The 17,227-nt window shown below is 62.4% G+C and carries 14 protein-coding genes; 10 read left to right on the forward strand and 4 right to left on the reverse strand.

Annotated features, from left to right (window positions below; genetic code table 11):
• Positions 1-47 precede the first annotated feature (47 nt).
• Positions 48-1,580, forward strand: coding sequence for a glycerol-3-phosphate dehydrogenase (glpD, locus tag GM676_RS19610; protein ID WP_155465568.1), 1,533 nt, complete (start codon positions 48-50; stop codon positions 1,578-1,580).
• A 42-nt stretch (positions 1,581-1,622) separates the two neighbouring features.
• Complete coding sequence (locus GM676_RS19615; protein WP_155465569.1) at positions 1,623-2,189, forward strand: ORF6N domain-containing protein; 567 nt, start codon at positions 1,623-1,625, stop codon at positions 2,187-2,189.
• Between the two features lie 30 nt (positions 2,190-2,219).
• Here the strand turns inward: GM676_RS19615 and GM676_RS19620 are convergent, their stop codons facing one another.
• A complete protein-coding gene (locus GM676_RS19620) occupies positions 2,220-3,719 on the reverse strand; it encodes a peptide MFS transporter (protein ID WP_155465570.1) in 1,500 nt (499 codons plus the stop codon).
• A 177-nt stretch (positions 3,720-3,896) separates the two neighbouring features.
• On the opposite strand from GM676_RS19620, the gene ppnN reads away from it, so the two are divergent.
• Together ppnN and GM676_RS19630 are read left to right on the forward strand one after the other, a co-directional pair.
• Positions 3,897-5,267, forward strand: coding sequence for a nucleotide 5'-monophosphate nucleosidase PpnN (gene ppnN, locus GM676_RS19625; protein WP_155465571.1), 1,371 nt, complete (start codon positions 3,897-3,899; stop codon positions 5,265-5,267).
• Between the two features lie 150 nt (positions 5,268-5,417).
• Entirely contained in the window at positions 5,418-6,050 is a 633-nt protein-coding gene (locus GM676_RS19630) for a hypothetical protein (protein WP_155465572.1), read from the forward strand.
• Positions 6,051-6,085: 35 nt separating this feature from the next.
• Here the strand turns inward: GM676_RS19630 and lysS are convergent, their stop codons facing one another.
• The 3 genes from lysS to prfB all read right to left on the reverse strand — a co-directional run bounded on the left by lysS (position 6,086) and on the right by prfB (position 9,419).
• On the reverse strand, positions 6,086-7,615 hold the full coding sequence (lysS, locus tag GM676_RS19635) for a lysine--tRNA ligase (protein ID WP_155465573.1): 1,530 nt from the start codon (positions 7,613-7,615) through the stop codon (positions 6,086-6,088).
• A gap of 27 nt (positions 7,616-7,642) precedes the next feature.
• Positions 7,643-8,311 carry an HAD family hydrolase gene (locus GM676_RS19640; protein ID WP_155465574.1) on the reverse strand — a complete coding sequence of 223 codons (669 nt, stop codon included), beginning with the start codon at positions 8,309-8,311 and terminating at the stop codon, positions 7,643-7,645.
• Between the two features lie 3 nt (positions 8,312-8,314).
• Positions 8,315-9,419 (reverse strand): peptide chain release factor 2 gene (prfB, locus tag GM676_RS19645; protein WP_155465575.1). Its coding sequence is split into 2 segments (ribosomal slippage): positions 8,315-9,337 and positions 9,339-9,419, totalling 1,104 coding nucleotides; the frame shifts between segments, so codons are not numbered across the junction.
• 162 nt (positions 9,420-9,581) lie between these two features.
• Between prfB and GM676_RS19650 the strand changes: the two genes are divergently transcribed.
• From GM676_RS19650 to GM676_RS19675, 6 genes are all read left to right on the forward strand, one after another.
• On the forward strand, positions 9,582-11,618 hold the full coding sequence (locus tag GM676_RS19650) for a bifunctional 2',3'-cyclic-nucleotide 2'-phosphodiesterase/3'-nucleotidase (RefSeq protein WP_155465576.1): 2,037 nt from the start codon (positions 9,582-9,584) through the stop codon (positions 11,616-11,618).
• On the forward strand, positions 11,615-12,223 hold the full coding sequence (locus GM676_RS19655) for a tetratricopeptide repeat protein (RefSeq protein WP_155465577.1): 609 nt from the start codon (positions 11,615-11,617) through the stop codon (positions 12,221-12,223). The genes GM676_RS19650 and GM676_RS19655 overlap by 4 nt, the downstream gene beginning before the upstream one ends.
• Positions 12,224-12,375: 152 nt before the next feature.
• Entirely contained in the window at positions 12,376-13,533 is a 1,158-nt protein-coding gene (locus GM676_RS19660; protein ID WP_155465578.1) for an ABC transporter substrate-binding protein, read from the forward strand.
• Positions 13,534-13,600: 67 nt separating this feature from the next.
• Positions 13,601-14,491 (forward strand): branched-chain amino acid ABC transporter permease, encoded by an 891-nt coding sequence (locus GM676_RS19665; protein ID WP_155465579.1) that lies wholly within the window; start codon positions 13,601-13,603, stop codon positions 14,489-14,491.
• 3 nt (positions 14,492-14,494) lie between these two features.
• Entirely contained in the window at positions 14,495-16,444 is a 1,950-nt protein-coding gene (locus GM676_RS19670; protein ID WP_155465580.1) for a branched-chain amino acid ABC transporter ATP-binding protein/permease, read from the forward strand.
• Positions 16,445-16,456: 12 nt separating this feature from the next.
• Positions 16,457-17,179 (forward strand): ABC transporter ATP-binding protein, encoded by a 723-nt coding sequence (locus tag GM676_RS19675; RefSeq protein WP_155465581.1) that lies wholly within the window; start codon positions 16,457-16,459, stop codon positions 17,177-17,179.
• Positions 17,180-17,227: the final 48 nt, after the last annotated feature.

Raw genomic sequence — 17,227 nt, forward strand, 5'->3', positions numbered from 1 at the left:
GGCGTCACTTGTCGTAACGTACAGGTATACAGCTCCAAAGGGACCATATGGCGGAACCGCAGCACATCCTCGATTGCGACGTCCTGATTGTCGGTGGCGGCATCAACGGCGCCGGCATCGCCCGTGATGCGGCGGGACGCGGGCTGTCGGTGGTGTTGTGCGAGAAGGATGACCTGGCGTCGCACACCTCGTCCGCCTCGACCAAGCTGATCCATGGCGGCTTGCGTTATCTGGAGTATTACGAATTCCATCTGGTGCGCAAGGCGCTGATCGAACGCGAGGTGCTGCTGCGCGCCGCCCCCCATATTATGTGGCCGCTGCGCTTTGTGATGCCGCACGCGCAGGGACAGCGTCCGGCGCTGCTGATCCGCGCCGGCCTGTTTTTATACGATCTGCTGGCCCGGCGCGAGTTGCTGCCGGCGTCGGCCGGCATCAATCTGCGCAACCATGTGGCGGGCAAGCCGTTGAAGCCGGAATTTGAACGCGGCTTCATTTATTCCGACGGCTGGGTGGACGACGCGCGACTGGTGGTGCTGAACGCCATCGACGCCTGCGAGAAGGGGGCCACCATCCTGACGCAGGCGGTGTGCACCAGGCTGGAACGCAAGACGGCCGACTGGGAAGCGACTTTATTCAAACCGAGCTGCGGCCATATCCGCGTCAATGCGCGCTATGTGGTGAACGCGGCCGGGCCGTGGACGGCCGATGTGCTGCATGCGGCCGTGCCGCGCGCCGATGGCGGCCAGCTGCGGCTGATCAAGGGCAGCCACATCGTGGTCAAGCGGATGTTCGAGCATGACAACGCCTACATCTTCCAGCATCCGGACGGGCGCATCGTGTTTGCGATTCCGTACGAGCGCGACTTCACGCTGATCGGCACCACCGACCTGGATTATCAGGGCGACGCCAACCAGGTTGCCATCGATGAGGACGAAATCGCCTATCTGTGCCAACTGGCCAGCCGGTATTTCGCCAAGCCGATCGTGCCGGCAGACGTGGTGTGGACCTACTCGGGCGTGCGTCCGCTGGTGGAGGACGGCGCCGACGCCAAGGCGGTCACGCGCGATTACCGCCTGGAGGTGGACGACAACGGGCCGCCGATACTGAGCGTCTTCGGCGGCAAGATCACCACCTTCCGCAAGCTGGCGGAGGAGGCGGTCGACCACATCGCGCGGGCGCTGGACAACCGTCACGGCGGCTGGACCCACAACGCCTGCCTGCCGGGCGGCGACCTGTTTGGCGCCGAGCCGCGGAATAAATCGGTGCTGGAATTCGACGCCTGGCGGCGCGCCCAGATCGCCCGCTACAGCGGCCTGCCATCGGAACTGGTGGCGCGCTACTGCCGCACCTACGGCACCCGCATCCACACCCTGCTGGCCGAGCGCACCGACGTCGCCTCGCTGGGCGACGAAATCGCGCCCGGCCTGTACGCCACCGAAGTGGAATACCTGCGCCGCTACGAATGGGCGCGCAGCGCCCAGGACATCCTCTGGCGCCGCACCAAGCTGGGCCTGCACCTGCCGCCCGCCGCCGCCGACCACCTTCAATCGTGGCTCGCCGCCCATCCGTTGGCCAGATAAGCTAGTTTGATCCGCATCAGACCGCAGCGTCGCTGAATTCCTATGTCCGCTACACCTGACACTTCGCTGGTGGCAATAGAAGGGCGGATATTGCTGATTCGCTCGCAAAAGGTCATCATCGATGCCGATCTCGCGTTTTTATACGGCGTCCCGACCAGACGCCTGAATGAGCAAGTCAAGCGGAATCCAGACAGATTTCCTCCGGATTTTATGTTCACGCTGACGGCCGCAGAGAAAGCGGAGGTGGTCGCAAATTGCGACATCCTCGGTAAGCTGAAATTTTCCAAAACATTGCCCACCGCCTTCACGGAGCATGGCGCAATTCAGGCTGCCAATGTTTTAGGTTCTCCACAAGCCATTCAGATGGGCGTCTATGTGGTGCATTCCTTCGTGCGCTTGCGCGAAATGCTGGTGGCGGACAAGGCGCTGGCTAGTCGGCTTGGCGAACTGGAGCGGCAACTGTCAGCGATGGCGCTCCGGCAGGATGATTTTGAAGGCAAGACTGCGCAGGAATTTCAGCAGGTATTCGAAGCGCTGCGCAGCCTGATGGCGCCGCCGACGGCGGGCCGCAAGCGGCCTATTGGTTTTGTGCAGCAGACGGACAAGTAAAAACGGCGCCTGCGGGCGCCGTTTGCAGTGTTACTTCACACCGTGCATCAGTTTCTGGATCAGCGGGGCGATCAGGAACAGGATGGCGCCGCCGGCCATCAGCGACCAGAAGCCGAAGGTGTAGCCGTGCAGCGCCGAGCTCAGCGACATGCCGCTTTCACCCGATACCCAGGAGGCGAAGATGCCCGACAGGTTGTTGCCGATGCCGGTCGACAGGAACCAGCCGCCCATGCCCAGGCCCACCAGGCGGGTCGGCGCCAGCTTGGTCACCATCGACAGGCCGATCGGCGACAGGCACAGTTCACCGATCGATTGCAGCACGTAGACCATGAACAGGGTCCAGAACGGGATCTTGTTGTTGGCGTCCACCAGCGACGACAGCGCGAACATCAGCAGCAGGAAGGCGGTGCCGTTGAAGATCAGGCCCAGGCCGAACTTGCGCGGGATCGACGGATTGGCGCGGCCCATGGCCACCCAGATGAAGGCGATGATCGGCGCGAAGGTGATGATGGCCAGCGAGTTCACGGTCTGGAACCAGGCCACCGGGAAGGTCCAGTTGAACATTTCGCGGTCGATGATCTTCTCGGCCAGGAAGGTGAACGAGCTGCCCGCCTGCTCGAAGAAGCACCAGAACATGATGTTGAAGAAGAAGATCACCAGCATGGCGATCACTTTGTCGCGCGCCACCTTGCCGTTCCTGATGCCTTCCACCAGCAGCATCACCGACAGCAGCACGAACAGCACCGACAGCACCGCTTGCAGGCTCTGGGCGCCGGCGGCCAGCAGCGAGTACACCACCGGGATCACGCACAGCGAGCCAATCGCCACGTACAGCATGCGCTTCGGATCGGCGCTCTGCGCATCCGGTGCGCCGATGCCCTTCAGGCCGCGGCGGCCGATGTAGAACCATACAAGGCTGATCAGCATGCCCACGCCGGCCGACATGAACACCACTTTATAAGCCGGCATGCCGCCGCTGCCGAAGATGGCCGATGCCAGCCACTCGGTCAGCACCGGCGCCACCATGGCGCCGGAGTTGATGCCCATGTAGAAAATGGTGAAGCCGGAGTCGCGGCGCGTATCGGCCGTCGCATACAGCTTGCCGACCATGGTCGAGATGTTCGGCTTGAACATGCCGTTGCCGACGATGATGGTGGCCAGGCCGAATTTGAATACAGTCTGATCGGGGAAGGCGATCATGAACAGGCCGGCCGCCATGAAGGAGGCGCCGACCAGAATGGAACGCTGGTAGCCCAGCACGCGGTCGGCCACATAGCCGCCGAACAGCGCGGCGGCATACACCAGCGCCAGATAAGAACCGTACACCAGGTTGGCGGCGGATTCGCCGGCCGGATCGCCGTTGTAGAACTGGGCCACCACGTAGAGCACCAGCGCCCAACGTATGCCGTAGAACGCAAAGCGTTCCCAGAACTCGGTCATGAACAACATCCACAGCGGGGCGGGGTGCCCCATGATCTGCTTAAATTCCGGAATCGCGGCTTCCGTAGGTTGGGTGGTCGCACCGCTCATGCGGCTTCTCCTGTATTTATGGTCTATAGGAATTGGCAACTATCCCTTGTGGGGCGGCCAAATTGGGCGCCATTTTAATCTACAATTCGCCGCCCACCTACTTTTTGAACACAAATGGCCGAGTTGTCGTATATTGGTGGCGCAGGACCAATAGAAACTGAATAGGACTTAAGCATCATGGAACATGACGTTGTCGATACCCTGATTTCGCCCGAAGGTCAGCTGGAGATCCTTTCGAAGGCGGAAGTGAACAAGCTGCTCGATACTAGCCAGGGCGGCCTTTATAACGTCTTCCGCAAATGCGCACTGGCGGTGCTCAATTGCGGCAGCACGATCGACGATGGAAAGGAACTGCTGGACCGCTATAAATCGTTTGACATCAGCATCGTGCAGCGCGAGCGCGGCATCAAGCTCGATATCAAGGGCGCGCCATCCATCGCTTTCGTGGACGGCAAAATGATCAAGGGCATTCACGAGCACCTGTTCGCGGTGCTGCGCGATATTATCTTCGTCAGCAACGAGGTGACCGATAATCCGAAGTTCGACCTTGGCAGCACCGAGGGCATCACCGACGCCGTGTTCCACATCCTGCGCAATGCGGGCGTGCTGAAGCCCATGCTCAATCCTAACCTGGTGGTGTGCTGGGGCGGCCACTCGATCAACCGCGAGGAATACAACTACTCCAAGAAGGTCGGCTACGAGATGGGCCTGCGCGACCTGGATATCTGCACCGGCTGCGGCCCGGGCGCGATGAAAGGCCCGATGAAGGGCGCCACCATCGGCCACGCCAAGCAGCGCATGCATCGCGGCCGCTACCTCGGCATCACCGAGCCGGGCATCATCGCGGCCGAGTCGCCGAACCCGATCGTCAATGAGCTGGTGATCATGCCGGACATTGAAAAACGTCTGGAAGCCTTTGTGCGCACGGGCCACGGCATTGTGGTGTTCCCGGGCGGCGCCGGCACGGCGGAGGAAATCCTGTACATCCTCGGCATCCTGCTGCATCCGGATAACGCCGACATCCCGTTCCCGCTGGTGTTTACCGGCCCGGAAACGGCGCGCGAGTACTTCGTGCAGATCAACCAGTTCATCCACGATACGCTCGGTCCCGAGGCGCAGAAGCGCTACAAGATCATCATCGACGATCCGGAACTGGTGGCGCGCGAAATGCAGGCCGGGATCAAGGCGGTGCGCGAATTCCGCAAGTCGCGCAGCGATGCCTACTACTACAACTGGGGCCTGAAGATCGACACCGAGTTCCAGCGTCCGTTCCCGCCAACGCACGAGAACATGCGCAACCTCAGCCTGCACAAGAACCAGCCGGTGCACCTGCTGGCCGCGCATCTGCGCCGCGCCTTTTCGGGTGTGGTGGCGGGCAATGTGAAGGAAGAGGGCATCCGCGCCATCGAGAAATACGGCCACTTTGAAATCCACGGCGACAAGGAGATCATGGGCCCGATGGACGCGCTGCTGGCATCCTTCGTGGCGCAGCACCGCATGAAGCTGGCCGGCAAGCCGTACACGCCGTGCTACCGCGTGATCCAGTAAGGAGTATGGAGTAGGGGAGCCTTTTCCGGCTCCCTGTGGTAAACCTCCTCTTTCTCCTTCTCTTTTTCCCTCTTTTCCTCGATTTTGAACTCTTCCGCCTCGAAGAGGTCTAAATAGGGGAAAAGAGAAGAAAAGAGAGGAGAAAGCAGAATGTTTACCACAATGAGTGTGCAACTACCCACCAATACCCTGCTCGATCTTGTTGCTCAGCTAAAACGTCGTTCAGGCTCACAAGATCTCTCGGAAGCGATTACAACGGCAGTGGAATTCTGGCTGGCCGACCTTAAGAAATTTCCCAAGACCGCCGACCCTGAAGGCCTGCATGGCTACCAATGGAAATGCCTGTTCCTGCCCGAAGGTACCGTACTGCGTTCGTGGAGCTATGGCGAACACAATTACGCGCGTGTGGAAGGCGACGAGATCATTCACAACGGCAAAGCCGTAACACCCAACCAGTTCGCCCGCTCGTTCGCGCGCACGACGCGCAACGCGTGGGAAGATTTATACGTCCGTCGCCCCGGCGACAAGCAGTTCAAGCTGGCTACCGTGCTGCGCAAAGAGATCCTGCGCGAACAGGAAGAGGCGTGCAAAGCAAAGCTGCAAGTCGTGGCATTGCCGCCATTGTCAGCGCCAGCCGCGCCGCCGGTGCCGAGCGGCGTAAATATGCCACCCGACGGCGTCGCTGCAAGTGTCGCGCCGCGCGACCCGACGCCGGGCGAGGGCTGGACCTTGCCGGAGCGGCGCAAGTGGCGCTTCCGTCTTGAAGACGTCGCTTTTGATTAAAAAAAACCGCCCGGTTGGGCGGCTTTTCAAGCGGCTTACTCTTCGCGGCGCAGGTGCGGGAACAGCAGCACGTCGCGGATGTTCGGCGAATCGGTCAGCAGCATCATCAGGCGGTCGATGCCGATGCCGCAGCCGCCGGCTGGCGGCATGCCGTATTCCAGCGCGCGGATGTAGTCGGCGTCGTAGAACATCGCCTCTTCATCGCCCGCATCCTTGGCTGCCACCTGCGCCAGGAAGCGTGCCGCCTGGTCTTCCGCATCGTTCAGCTCCGAGAAGCCGTTGGCGATCTCGCGGCCGACCATGAACAGTTCGAAGCGCTCGGTGATGCCTTCGCGCGTATCCGAGGCGCGCGCCAGCGGCGACACTTCGACCGGGTAGTCGATGATGAAGGTCGGCTCCCACAACTGCGCTTCCGCGGTCTCTTCGAACAGCGCCAGTTGCAGCGCGCCCAAGCCGGCGGTGGCGAACGGCTTGACACCGAACTTCAGCAGCTCGGCCTTGATGAATTCCGCATCGTTCAGCTGCGCGTCGGTGTAGTGCGGCGCGAACTTGTTGATGGCGCCGACGATGGTCAGGCGGTGGAATGGCTTGGACAGGTCCAGCTCACGGCCGCCGTAGCTCAGCACCGCGGTGCCCTTGGCGTCGATCGCCGCCTGGCGGATCACCGACTCGGTGAAGTCCATCAGCCACTTGTAATCGGTGTAGGCCGCGTAGAACTCCATCATGGTGAATTCCGGATTGTGACGGACCGACACGCCTTCGTTGCGGAAGTTGCGGTTGATCTCGAACACGCGGTCGAAACCGCCCACCACCAGGCGCTTCAGGTACAGCTCCGGCGCGATACGCAGGAACATCTGCATGTCCAGCGCATTGTGATGGGTGATGAACGGCTTGGCCGCCGCGCCGCCCGGGATCGGGTGCAGCATCGGCGTTTCCACTTCCATGAAGTCGTGCTTTTCCATGAAGCGGCGGATCGACGACATGGCGGCGGTACGCGCCTTGAAGGTGCGGCGCGTCTCTTCGTTCATGATCAGGTCCACGTAGCGCTGGCGGTACTTGGTTTCCTGGTCGGCCAGGCCGTGGAACTTGTCCGGCAGCGGGCGCAGCGACTTGGTGATCAGACGCAGCTCGGTGACCTTGATGGTCAGTTCATCGGTCTTGGTCTTGAACAGCGTGCCGACCACGCCCAGGATGTCGCCCAGATCGTAGTGGTGCAGGGCGGCCATGGCGGCTTCGCCGGTCAGGTCCAGCGTGGCGTAGATCTGGATGCGGCCGTCGGCGCGCGGGCCGGACGAATCCTGCAAGGTGGCGAAAGCGGCCTTCTTGCCGGCTTCGCGCTTCAGCATCATGCGGCCCGCCAGCTTGACGGTGACCGGGTTGGCTTCCAGATCTTCGCGCGATTTCTCGCCGTACTGCGCGTGCAGGTCGGCGGCCTTGTGTTCCGGCTTGAAGTCGTTCGGGAAGGCGACGCCTTGTTCGCGAATGGCGGCCAGCTTGGCACGGCGCTCGGCGATGATTTTGTTATCGTCAGGAGCGGCTGCTTGGTCTTGAAGATCCGTAGTCATGGTCTTTACTTTTGTTGAGGTGATGATTTAGTTGGTGGCGGAGGCGAAGAGCTCTTCGACATCCAGCTCGCTGAAGTCGCGCGCAACGGCGATGACGTTGTCGAATTCCTTGAACGCTTCAGCCGGCAACGTGGTGGTCAGCACCACCGCGCGCATGCCGGCGCGGCGGGCCGCTTCCACGCCCAGCGGCGCGTCTTCGAACACGATGCTGTTTTGCGGCAGGGCGCCCGCGCGCTCGGCCGCCAGCAGGAACACGTCCGGATTCGGCTTGCCGCGCGCCACATCGGCGGCGCCGGCGATGGCGCTGAATTCCTTGCGCAGGTCCAGGCCGTCCAGCGTGAAGTCGATGTTCTCGACCGGCGCGGCGGTGGCCACGGCCAGCGTGATGCCGGCCGCCTTGGCGCGCGCGATGAAGTCGACGAAGCCGGAGGTCGGCGCCAGATGCGGCGCGTACATCTCGCGGTACAGTTCTTCCTTCTCGAAATCGAGCGCCGCGCTTTCTTCCTTGGTCAGCTGCTTGCCAAAGTAGGTGCTCATGATTTCATGGCCCTGGCGGCCGGCGGTGTTGCGGAAGAATTCATCCGCGTCGACCGTGTGGCCGCGGCGCTGGAAAAACTCCAGCCACGATTTCACGTGGAAGGACATATTGTCGACAATGGTTCCATCCATGTCGAAGATGAAGGCGCGCTTGGTCATGGATTACACGCCTTGTTTCAGCGAAGCGGAGATGAAGTCGTCCAGGTCGCCGTCCAGCACACCCTTGGTGTTGCCGGTCTCGAAGTTGGTGCGCAAGTCCTTGATGCGCGACTGGTCCAGCACATACGAACGAATCTGGTGGCCCCAGCCCACGTCGGTCTTGGAGTCTTCCAGCTTCTGCTGCTCGCTCATGCGCTTGCGCAGTTCCAGCTCGTACAGCTTGGCCTTCAGCATTTCCATCGCCTCGGCCTTGTTGCGGTGCTGCGAGCGGTCGTTCTGGCACTGCACCACAATGCCCGACGGGCCGTGGGTCAGACGCACCGCGGAGTCGGTCTTGTTAATGTGCTGACCGCCGGCGCCCGATGCGCGGTAGGTGTCGATGCGCAGATCGGCGGGATTGATCTCGATATCGATCGAGTCGTCCACTTCCGGATACACGAACAGCGACACGAACGAGGTGTGGCGGCCGCCGGCCGAGTCGAACGGCGACTTGCGCACCAGGCGGTGCACGCCGGTCTCGGTGCGCAGGAAGCCGTAGGCGTATTCGCCTTCCACCTTCAGGGTGGCGGTCTTGATGCCGGCCACCTCGCCCTCGGATTCTTCCATCACCTCGACCTTGAAGCCCTTGCGTTCGCAATAGCGCAGATACTGACGCAGCAGCATGGAGGCCCAGTCCTGCGCCTCGGTGCCGCCGGCGCCGGCCTGGATGTCGATGAAGCAGTTGTTCGGGTCCATCGGATTGTTGAACATCCGGCGGAATTCCATGCCTTCGATGACTTTGCGGACTTCTTCCGCGTCGACGATCAGCGCTTCCAGCGTGTCGTCATCGCCTTCCTCCTTGGCCATCTCGATCAGATCGGCCATGTCTTTCAGGTCGGCGTCGGCCTTGGTCAGCGCGAACACCACCGCTTCCAGCGATTTCTTTTCTTTGCCCAGATCCTGGGCTTTTTTCGGATCGTTCCAGACCGCGGGATCTTCCAGCTCGCCGTTTACTTGTTCGAGCTTGTCGACTTTGCGATCGAAGTCAAAGATACCTCCGAAGTTCGGCTTCGCGCGTGGTCAGATCGGCGAGCAGGGAGGTGAGGGCGTTGATGCGTTCGGCTTCCATGGTTTTCTTCTTTTCTAAGGCTGAAATCAAACCCTGAATTATACCCTAGCCGGCCCCGCTCTCCCAGCGCCGCACCGCAGCAAGCCCGCCGGCCTTGAAAACCTGCCATTTAAGCCACAAAACGGCTAGAATATTGCAGCCTGTAACTTTAATCTGTCGTCCATGCGCCCAAATCACCGCGCCTGCCTACTGCTGCCCGCCTTGCTATCCGCATTGCTGCCTGCCTTGCCGGGCGCCTGCGCCAGCCTGCCGCGGGGCGGCGCGACGCCGGCCGGGACCGAGGCCACGCTGGCGCTGCTGGAGACGACCGACCTGCACGCCAACGTGCTGAGTTATGACTATTACAAGCTGCAAGCCGATCCCGCCATCGGGCTGGAACGCACGGCCACGCTGATCAAGCAGGCGCGCGCGGAATACCCGAACAACCTGCTGCTCGATAACGGCGACGCGCTGCAAGGCACGGCGCTGGCCGACTATCAGGCGCTGGTCAAGCCGGTGGCCTGCGGCGAGACACTGGCGATTTATAAAGCCATGAACGCGCTGGGCGTGGACGGCGCCGGCGTCGGCAACCATGAATTCAATTACGGCCTGCCGTACCTGAACCAGGTCACCGCCAGCCATTTCGACGTCGACGGCGTGCCGGCCGCTGCGCCGCGCTGCGCCGGTCCCGACTTCCCGATCGTGCTGGCGAATATTGTCAGCGTCCGCACGCACCAGCCGCTGTTCGCGCCGTACCGCATCCTGACGCGCACGGTGCGCGCCACGGGCCCGGATGGCAAGCCGCTGACGGCCGCCATCAAAATCGGCATCATCGGCTTTGCGCCGCCGGGCGTGCTGTCGTGGGACAAGCAATGGCTGGCCGGGAAGGTCTACGCCGAGGGCGTGCGCGAGACGGCGCAGAAGTACATCCCGCGGATGCGCGCCGAGGGCGCCGATCTGGTGGTCGCCATTTCGCACGGTGGCCTTGATGGCGCGCCGTACACGCCGGAGATGGAAAACGCCAACTACCATCTGGCGCAGGTGCCGGGCATCGACGCCATGCTGATCGGCCACGAGCATCTGCCGTTCCCGGACGCCGCCAGCCAGCGCGCCGCCTTCAACCTGCCGGGCGTGGACAAGGCGCGCGGCACGGTGTTCGGCGTGCCGACCGTGATGGCCAACCTGTGGGGCAAGCACCTTGGCGTGATCGGCCTGCATCTCAGGTACGACGGTGCGCGCTGGGTGGTCGACCGGAGCCGCACCACGGTGGAGGCGCGCAGCACCAGGCAAAAAGACGGCAGCTACGTCGCCGCCGATCCCGCCATCGCGCCGCTGGTGGCGGCCGAACACGCGGCCACCATCCACTATGTCAAAACGCCGGTCGGCACCAGCGACTTCCGCATGACCAGCTATTTCGCCGACGTCGGCGACATCAGCGCGATTCAACTGGTGAATCAGGCGCAGACGGCTTATGTGCAGGACTACGTCAAGGCCAACCTGCCGCAGTATGCCGCGTTGCCGGTGCTGTCCATGGCGTCGCCGTTCAAGACCGGCGCGGCCGGCGTGGCCGACTACACCGACGTCAAGCCAGGCGCGGTCGCCCTGAACAACGCCGCCGACCTGTATCTGTATCCGAACGCGCTGCACGCTGTGAAGCTGAGCGGCGCCGGCCTGAAGGCATGGCTGGAAAAATCGGCCGAACGCTTCAACCGCATCGATCCTGCCGCCACCGCGCCGCAGGAACTGATCAACGCCGCCTTCGCCGGCTTTAACTTCGACATGCTGACCAGCGCCGACGTGACTTACCAGATCGACGTCACCCAGCCCGTGGGCCAGCGCATCGTCGGCTTGCACTACCAAGGTGCGCCGTTGTCGCCATCGCAGCAATTTTTAGTCGCCACCAACAGCTACCGTGCTGCTGGCGGCGGCGCCTTCCCGGGCCTGGATGGCAGCAAGACCGTGATCGCCGCGCCGGACTCCAGCCGCGATGTGCTGATCGCCTACATCCGGAAAGCGAAGCAGCTGACCCGCGCCCGCAACGGCAGCGCGCGCAGCTGGCGGTTCGCGCCGGTGACGGTCAAAGGCGCGGTGGTCTTCCATTCCGCCCCCGGCCTGCTCGACCTCGCGCGCGACGCCGGCCTGACGGGCGTATCGCAACTCAAACCGGACGATGGCGGCGGCAAAGGCTTTGCCCTGTACGCCATCGACTTAAGCAAATGAGCCAGCCGCGCCAGCCCGCCAACCCCGCCGGGCTCCACCAGCCGTCCGTCGCCGCGTCGCGGGCCGCCGCGCCGCTCATCGCCGCCGCGCGCCGTTGCGCCGCTATCGTGTTGCTGGCCGCCGGGGTGACGCTGTGCGGTGCCGCTGTCGCCGGGCCGGTGGAAGAGGGGCGTCTGGCGCTGCGCGGCGCCGATGGCGTGCCGGCCAACCTGCCGCGCGCCTTTGAACTGTTCAGCAACGCCGCCAGGAAAGGCGACGCCCTGGCCGCCTACTACCTCGGCATGATGTACCAGAACGGCATGGCCGTGACGCGCGACCTGAAAACCGCCGCCCACTGGCTGCAATTTGCCGCCAACCGCCAGATCCCGGCCGCCATGTTCGCGCTGGCCAAACTCTATCTCAGCGGCGAAGGCGTCAAGCGCGACGAAATCGCCGCCCGCCGCTGGATCGAAAAAGCCGCCGACCTGGAATACCCGGAAGCCGTGATGGCCATGGCCATCGGCCTGCGCGATGGCTCCATGGGCTTTGAGCGCAACGAAGCGCTGGCCGAAACCCAGATGCGCTTCGCCAACCGCGCCTTGCGCCGCGCCACGCCGGCCATGTAATCCTTACTGCCAGCTTACAGCGGCCTCCTTGCTGCGATGCCGCACATCTATCTGTTGCCGATGCTGTTCTACTAACCTACAATCGGTCTCCGATGGGGCGACTTTCCAGCGTACGACTACTAAAAAAGCGTTGTATAAACAGGAGATGGCACATGAATTTCACATTGAAATTGCTGGTTGCAGGTGTAGCACTCGGTTTCGCAGCTTCCTCCCAGGCGGCTGATCCCATCAAGATCGGCGTGTCCGGTCCCTTCACCGGCGGTTCCGCACCGATGGGCGTGTCGATGCGCGACGGCGTCAAGCTGGCCGTGGCCGACATCAACGCCAAGGGCGGTATCCTTGGCCGTCAGATCGTGCTGGTGGAACGCGACGACGAAGCCAAGCCGGAACGCGGCGTGCAGATCGCGCAAGAACTCATCAACAAAGAAAAAGTCGTGGCCACCGTCGGCTACATCAACACCGGCGTGGCGCTGGCCTCGCAGCGCTTTTACCAGGACGCCAAAATCCCGGTGATGAACAACGTCGCCACCGGCTCCATCATCACCAGACAGTTCGCCGACCAGCCGGAAAACTACATCTTCCGCAACTCCGCCAATGACCAGATCCAGTCGCACATGATCGTCAAGGAAGCGGTGGACAATCGCAAATTCAAGAAGGTCGCCATCCTGGCCGACTCCACCAACTACGGCCAATTGGGCCGCGAAGACCTGGAAAAAGCGCTGGCCGAGAAAGGCCTGAAGGCCGTCGCCACCGAGAAGTACAACATCAAGGACGTCGACATGACCGCCCAGCTGCTGAAAGCCAAGCAGGCCGGCGCGGAAGTGGTGCTCACCTATGGCATCGGCCCTGAACTGGCGCAGATCGCCAACGGCATGGAAAAACTGGGCTGGAAAGTGCCGCTGATCGGCAGCTGGACCCTGTCGATGGCCAACTTCATCGACAACGCCGGCAAGAACGGCAACGGCACCCGCATGCCGCAAACCTTCATCCAGGACCCGAACACGCCCAAGCGCAAAGCCTTCATCGACGCTTACGTGAAAGCCTACAACCCGCCGCAAGGCCGCATGCCGTCGCCGGTATCGGCGGCGCAGGGCTATGACTCGATCTACCTGCTGGCCGCCGCCATCAAGCAGGCCGGCAGCACCGACGGCCCGAAAGTGAAAGCGGCGCTGGAAAACCTCAGCGAGAAAGTCGAAGGCGTGGTCACCACCTACGCCAAGCCATACGCCAAGGACGACCACGAAGCGATCAACGCCGAGACCACCGTCTTCGGTGAAGTCAAAGACGGCAAAGTCGTACTGGCCAAGTAAGGCCGCCTAGCGCCACGATGGCCAGTCTTGTGAACGCAAGCCTGGCCATTTTCTTGTCGGGGAAAATATGGAAATCCTATTGCAACTGGTGTTCAGCGGCATTGCGCTGGGCATGATCTACGCGGTGATCGCCTTTGGCTACCAGCTGACGTTCGCGACCTCCGGCACGCTGAACTTCGGCCAGGGCGAATCGCTGATGCTGGGCGCGCTGGTGGGGCTTAGCCTGGTCGGGAACATCCATGGTGGGCCATACATGGGCTACCTGTTGATGATCCCCATCGTGATCGTCTTCGGCGCGCTGCAAGGCATGCTGGTGGAATGGATCGGCGTGCGGCCGGCCATCAAGATCAAATCCGAATTCGGCTGGATCATGTCCACCATCGCGCTGGCCATCATCTTCAAGAACGTGGCCGAGAATATCTGGGGCAAGGACGACCTGACCTTCCCGTCGCCGCTGTCCTCCGCGCCGATCGAAATCTTCGGCGCCAACGTGCAGCCGATGCAGATCGCCGTGGTGGTGGGCGCACTGGCCATCATGGCGGCGGTGGAAATCTTCAACCGCAAATCCATCTACGGCAAGGCGGTGGTGGCCACCGCCAACGACCGCGACGCGGCGGGCCTGATGGGCATTAACACCGGCATGGTGATCACCTTCTCGTATGCGCTGTCGTCCGCCGTCGCCGCGTTTGCCGGCGTGCTGGTGGCGCCGCTGACGCTGACCGGCGCCACCATGGGCGCCTCGCTGGGCCTCAAAGCCTTTGCGGTGGCCATCATCGGCGGCCTGACCTCGGGCGTGGGCGCCATCGTCGGCGGGCTGATACTGGGCGTGGTCGAGACCACGGCCGGTTACTACATCTCCACCGGGTACAAGGACGTACCGGGCTTGCTGCTGCTCCTGCTGGTGCTGGCGGTGAAGCCGTCCGGCCTGTTCGGCAAAGCCGCCATCAAAAAGGTCTGACCCATGAAGAAGACAATCGTCGCAGCAAGTGTGGCCGGGCTGGCTGTACTGGCGCTTTATCCGGCGCTGATTCCTAATCCTTACTACATCCATCTATTCGAAACGATACTGATCTACGCGATACTATTGTTCGGCCTTGATATCGTGGTCGGTTACACCGGGCAGGTGTCGCTGGGCCATGCGGGCTTGTTCGGCATCGGCGCGTATGTCACCGGGGTGCTGGTGTTCAAATTGTCCGCGCCGTTCTGGATCACCATCCCGGCCTCGGTGGCGGTGGCGGCGGTGTTCGGCGCCGTCCTTGCCTTGCCGGCGTTGCGCGTGACGGGGCCGTATCTGGCCATGGTGACGCTGGCCTTCGGTACCATCATCCAGATCCTGATCAACGAAATGACCTGGCTGACCGAAGGCCCGATGGGCATCAAGATCGCCAAGCCGGTGCTGCTCGGGAAAAAACTGGACGAGGTGCAGTACTACTACATGGTGGCGCTGCTGATGGTGGTGTCGCTGGTGGTGGTACATCGCATCCTCAAATCCAACCTTGGCCGCGCGTTCGAAGCGCTGCGCGACAGCCCGATCGCCTCCGACTGCATGGGCGTATCGGTGTACCGCTACAAAGTGTACGCCTTCATCATCAGCGCCGGTTTCGCCGGCCTGTCGGGCAGCTTGTATGCGTACTCGGAAGAGTACATCAACCCGAGCTCCTACACCTTCGAACTGACCATCCTGTTCCTGCTGGCCGTGATCATGGGCGGGCGCAAAACGCGATCCGGTTCGCTGATCGGCGCGCTGATCGTGGTCATGCTCCCCAGCCTGCTGGCCGATATTGAACTGTTCCGCAAAATCGCCGTCGCGGCGGCGGTGCTGGGCGTGATCGGTTCCGCGCTGGCGATCGCGCGCAAGCGCTCCACGTTGCGCGGCGTGCTGGTGCCGCTGATCGCCACCGTCGGCATGGCGGCGTTCTCGTTCAAGCTGGAGAACATCGTCGACTGGCGCCTGACCATCTTTGGCTTGATGACACTGTTCGTGGTCTACTACCTGCAAGACGGTATCGTCGGCTTCCTGCTTGGGCTGATGGGACGCGGCGCGGTGCACGCCAAGGCGGTACAATCGACCGGCGTGGCGCCGTTCGGCCATGCGGAAGGCGGCAAGGCTGGCGAATCGCTACTGAAAGTGGACCAGATCCTGATGCAGTTCGGCGGCCTGAAAGCGCTGAATCAGGTCGACCTGAACGTGATCCAGGGCTCGGTGCATGGCCTGATCGGGCCTAACGGCTCCGGCAAATCGACCATGATGAACGTACTGACCGGGATCTACAAACCGACCGCCGGCAAAGTGGCGTTTTCCGGCGCCGTGATCTCTGGCCGCACACCGTCCGAGATCGCGCTGGGCGGCGTAGCGCGCACCTTCCAGAACGTGCAGCTGTTTGGCGAAATGACGGCGACCGAGAACGTGCTGGTCGGCCTGCACAACACCTTCAAATCGAACGTGCTGGATGTGATGCTGCAAACGCCGCGCTACAAGCGCGAAGAGAAAGCCGCGCGTGAGCGGGCGGCCAGCATACTCGAATTTGTCGGCCTGTCCGACCTGGCCAACGAAGAAGCGCGCAACCTCCCATATGGCAAACAGCGCCTGCTGGAGATAGGGCGCGCGCTGGGCTTGAGCCCGCGCCTGCTGTTGCTGGATGAACCGGCGGCCGGCCTGACCGCGCCGGACATCAAGGAACTGATGTCCATCATCCGCAAAATCCGCGACCATGGCATCACCATCATCCTGATCGAGCACCACATGGACGTGGTGATGGCGCTGTCTGACACCGTGACCGTGCTGGACTTCGGCCAGAAAATCGCGGAAGGCAAACCGGCGGCCGTGCAAAGCGATCCGAAAGTGATCGAAGCCTATCTGGGCGGCAGCGGCGAAGAACATGGCGGAACCAAAGCGCCGGCGGCGCACTGACGAGGACAGGACATGCTATCGATCTCCAATCTGCACGCCGCGTACGGCAAAGTCGAAGTCCTGCACGGCATCTCGCTGGACGTCCCGAAAGGGAAACTGGTGACACTGATCGGCTCCAACGGCGCCGGCAAAACCACCACCATGCGCGCCATCTCCGGCATGATCAAACCGAAAGGCGGCAAGGTGACGCTGGACGGCAAAGACATCACCGGCTACGACTCGCACAAAATCGCCCGCGCCGGGCTGGCGCACTCGCCGGAAGGACGGCGCGTATTCGCCTCGATGAGCGTGACCGACAACCTGCTGCTGGGCGCCTTCCCGCGCTTCACCCGCGCGCGGCCGAAGGGCGACATCAAACGCGACCTGGAAAAAGCGCTGGAACTGTTCCCGCGTCTGAAAGAGCGCCAAACGCAGCTGGCCGGTACGCTATCGGGCGGCGAACAGCAAATGCTGGCGATGGCGCGCGCCGTGATGCTCAACCCCGAAGTGATCCTGCTGGACGAGCCCTCGATGGGTCTCGCACCGATCCTGGTAGAAGAAGTCTTCCGCATCATCCAGCGCCTGAAATCCGAAGGCGTAACGATGCTGCTGGTGGAGCAATTCGCCGCCGCCGCGCTAAACGTGGCCGACTACGGCTACGTGCTGGAAAACGGCAGCATCTCCGTCCACGGCCCCGCGGAAAACCTGAAAACCGACCCCAAAGTCATCGCCGCCTATTTGGGAGGCGGGCATTAAAATTTGTAAAATTCGGGGTCAGCTCTGACATTCGGACAGCTAGCGCTA

Origin of the sequence: Duganella radicis, from assembly GCF_009720825.1 — a bacterium.
In the GTDB taxonomy this organism is placed as follows: domain Bacteria; phylum Pseudomonadota; class Gammaproteobacteria; order Burkholderiales; family Burkholderiaceae_D; genus Rugamonas; species Rugamonas radicis.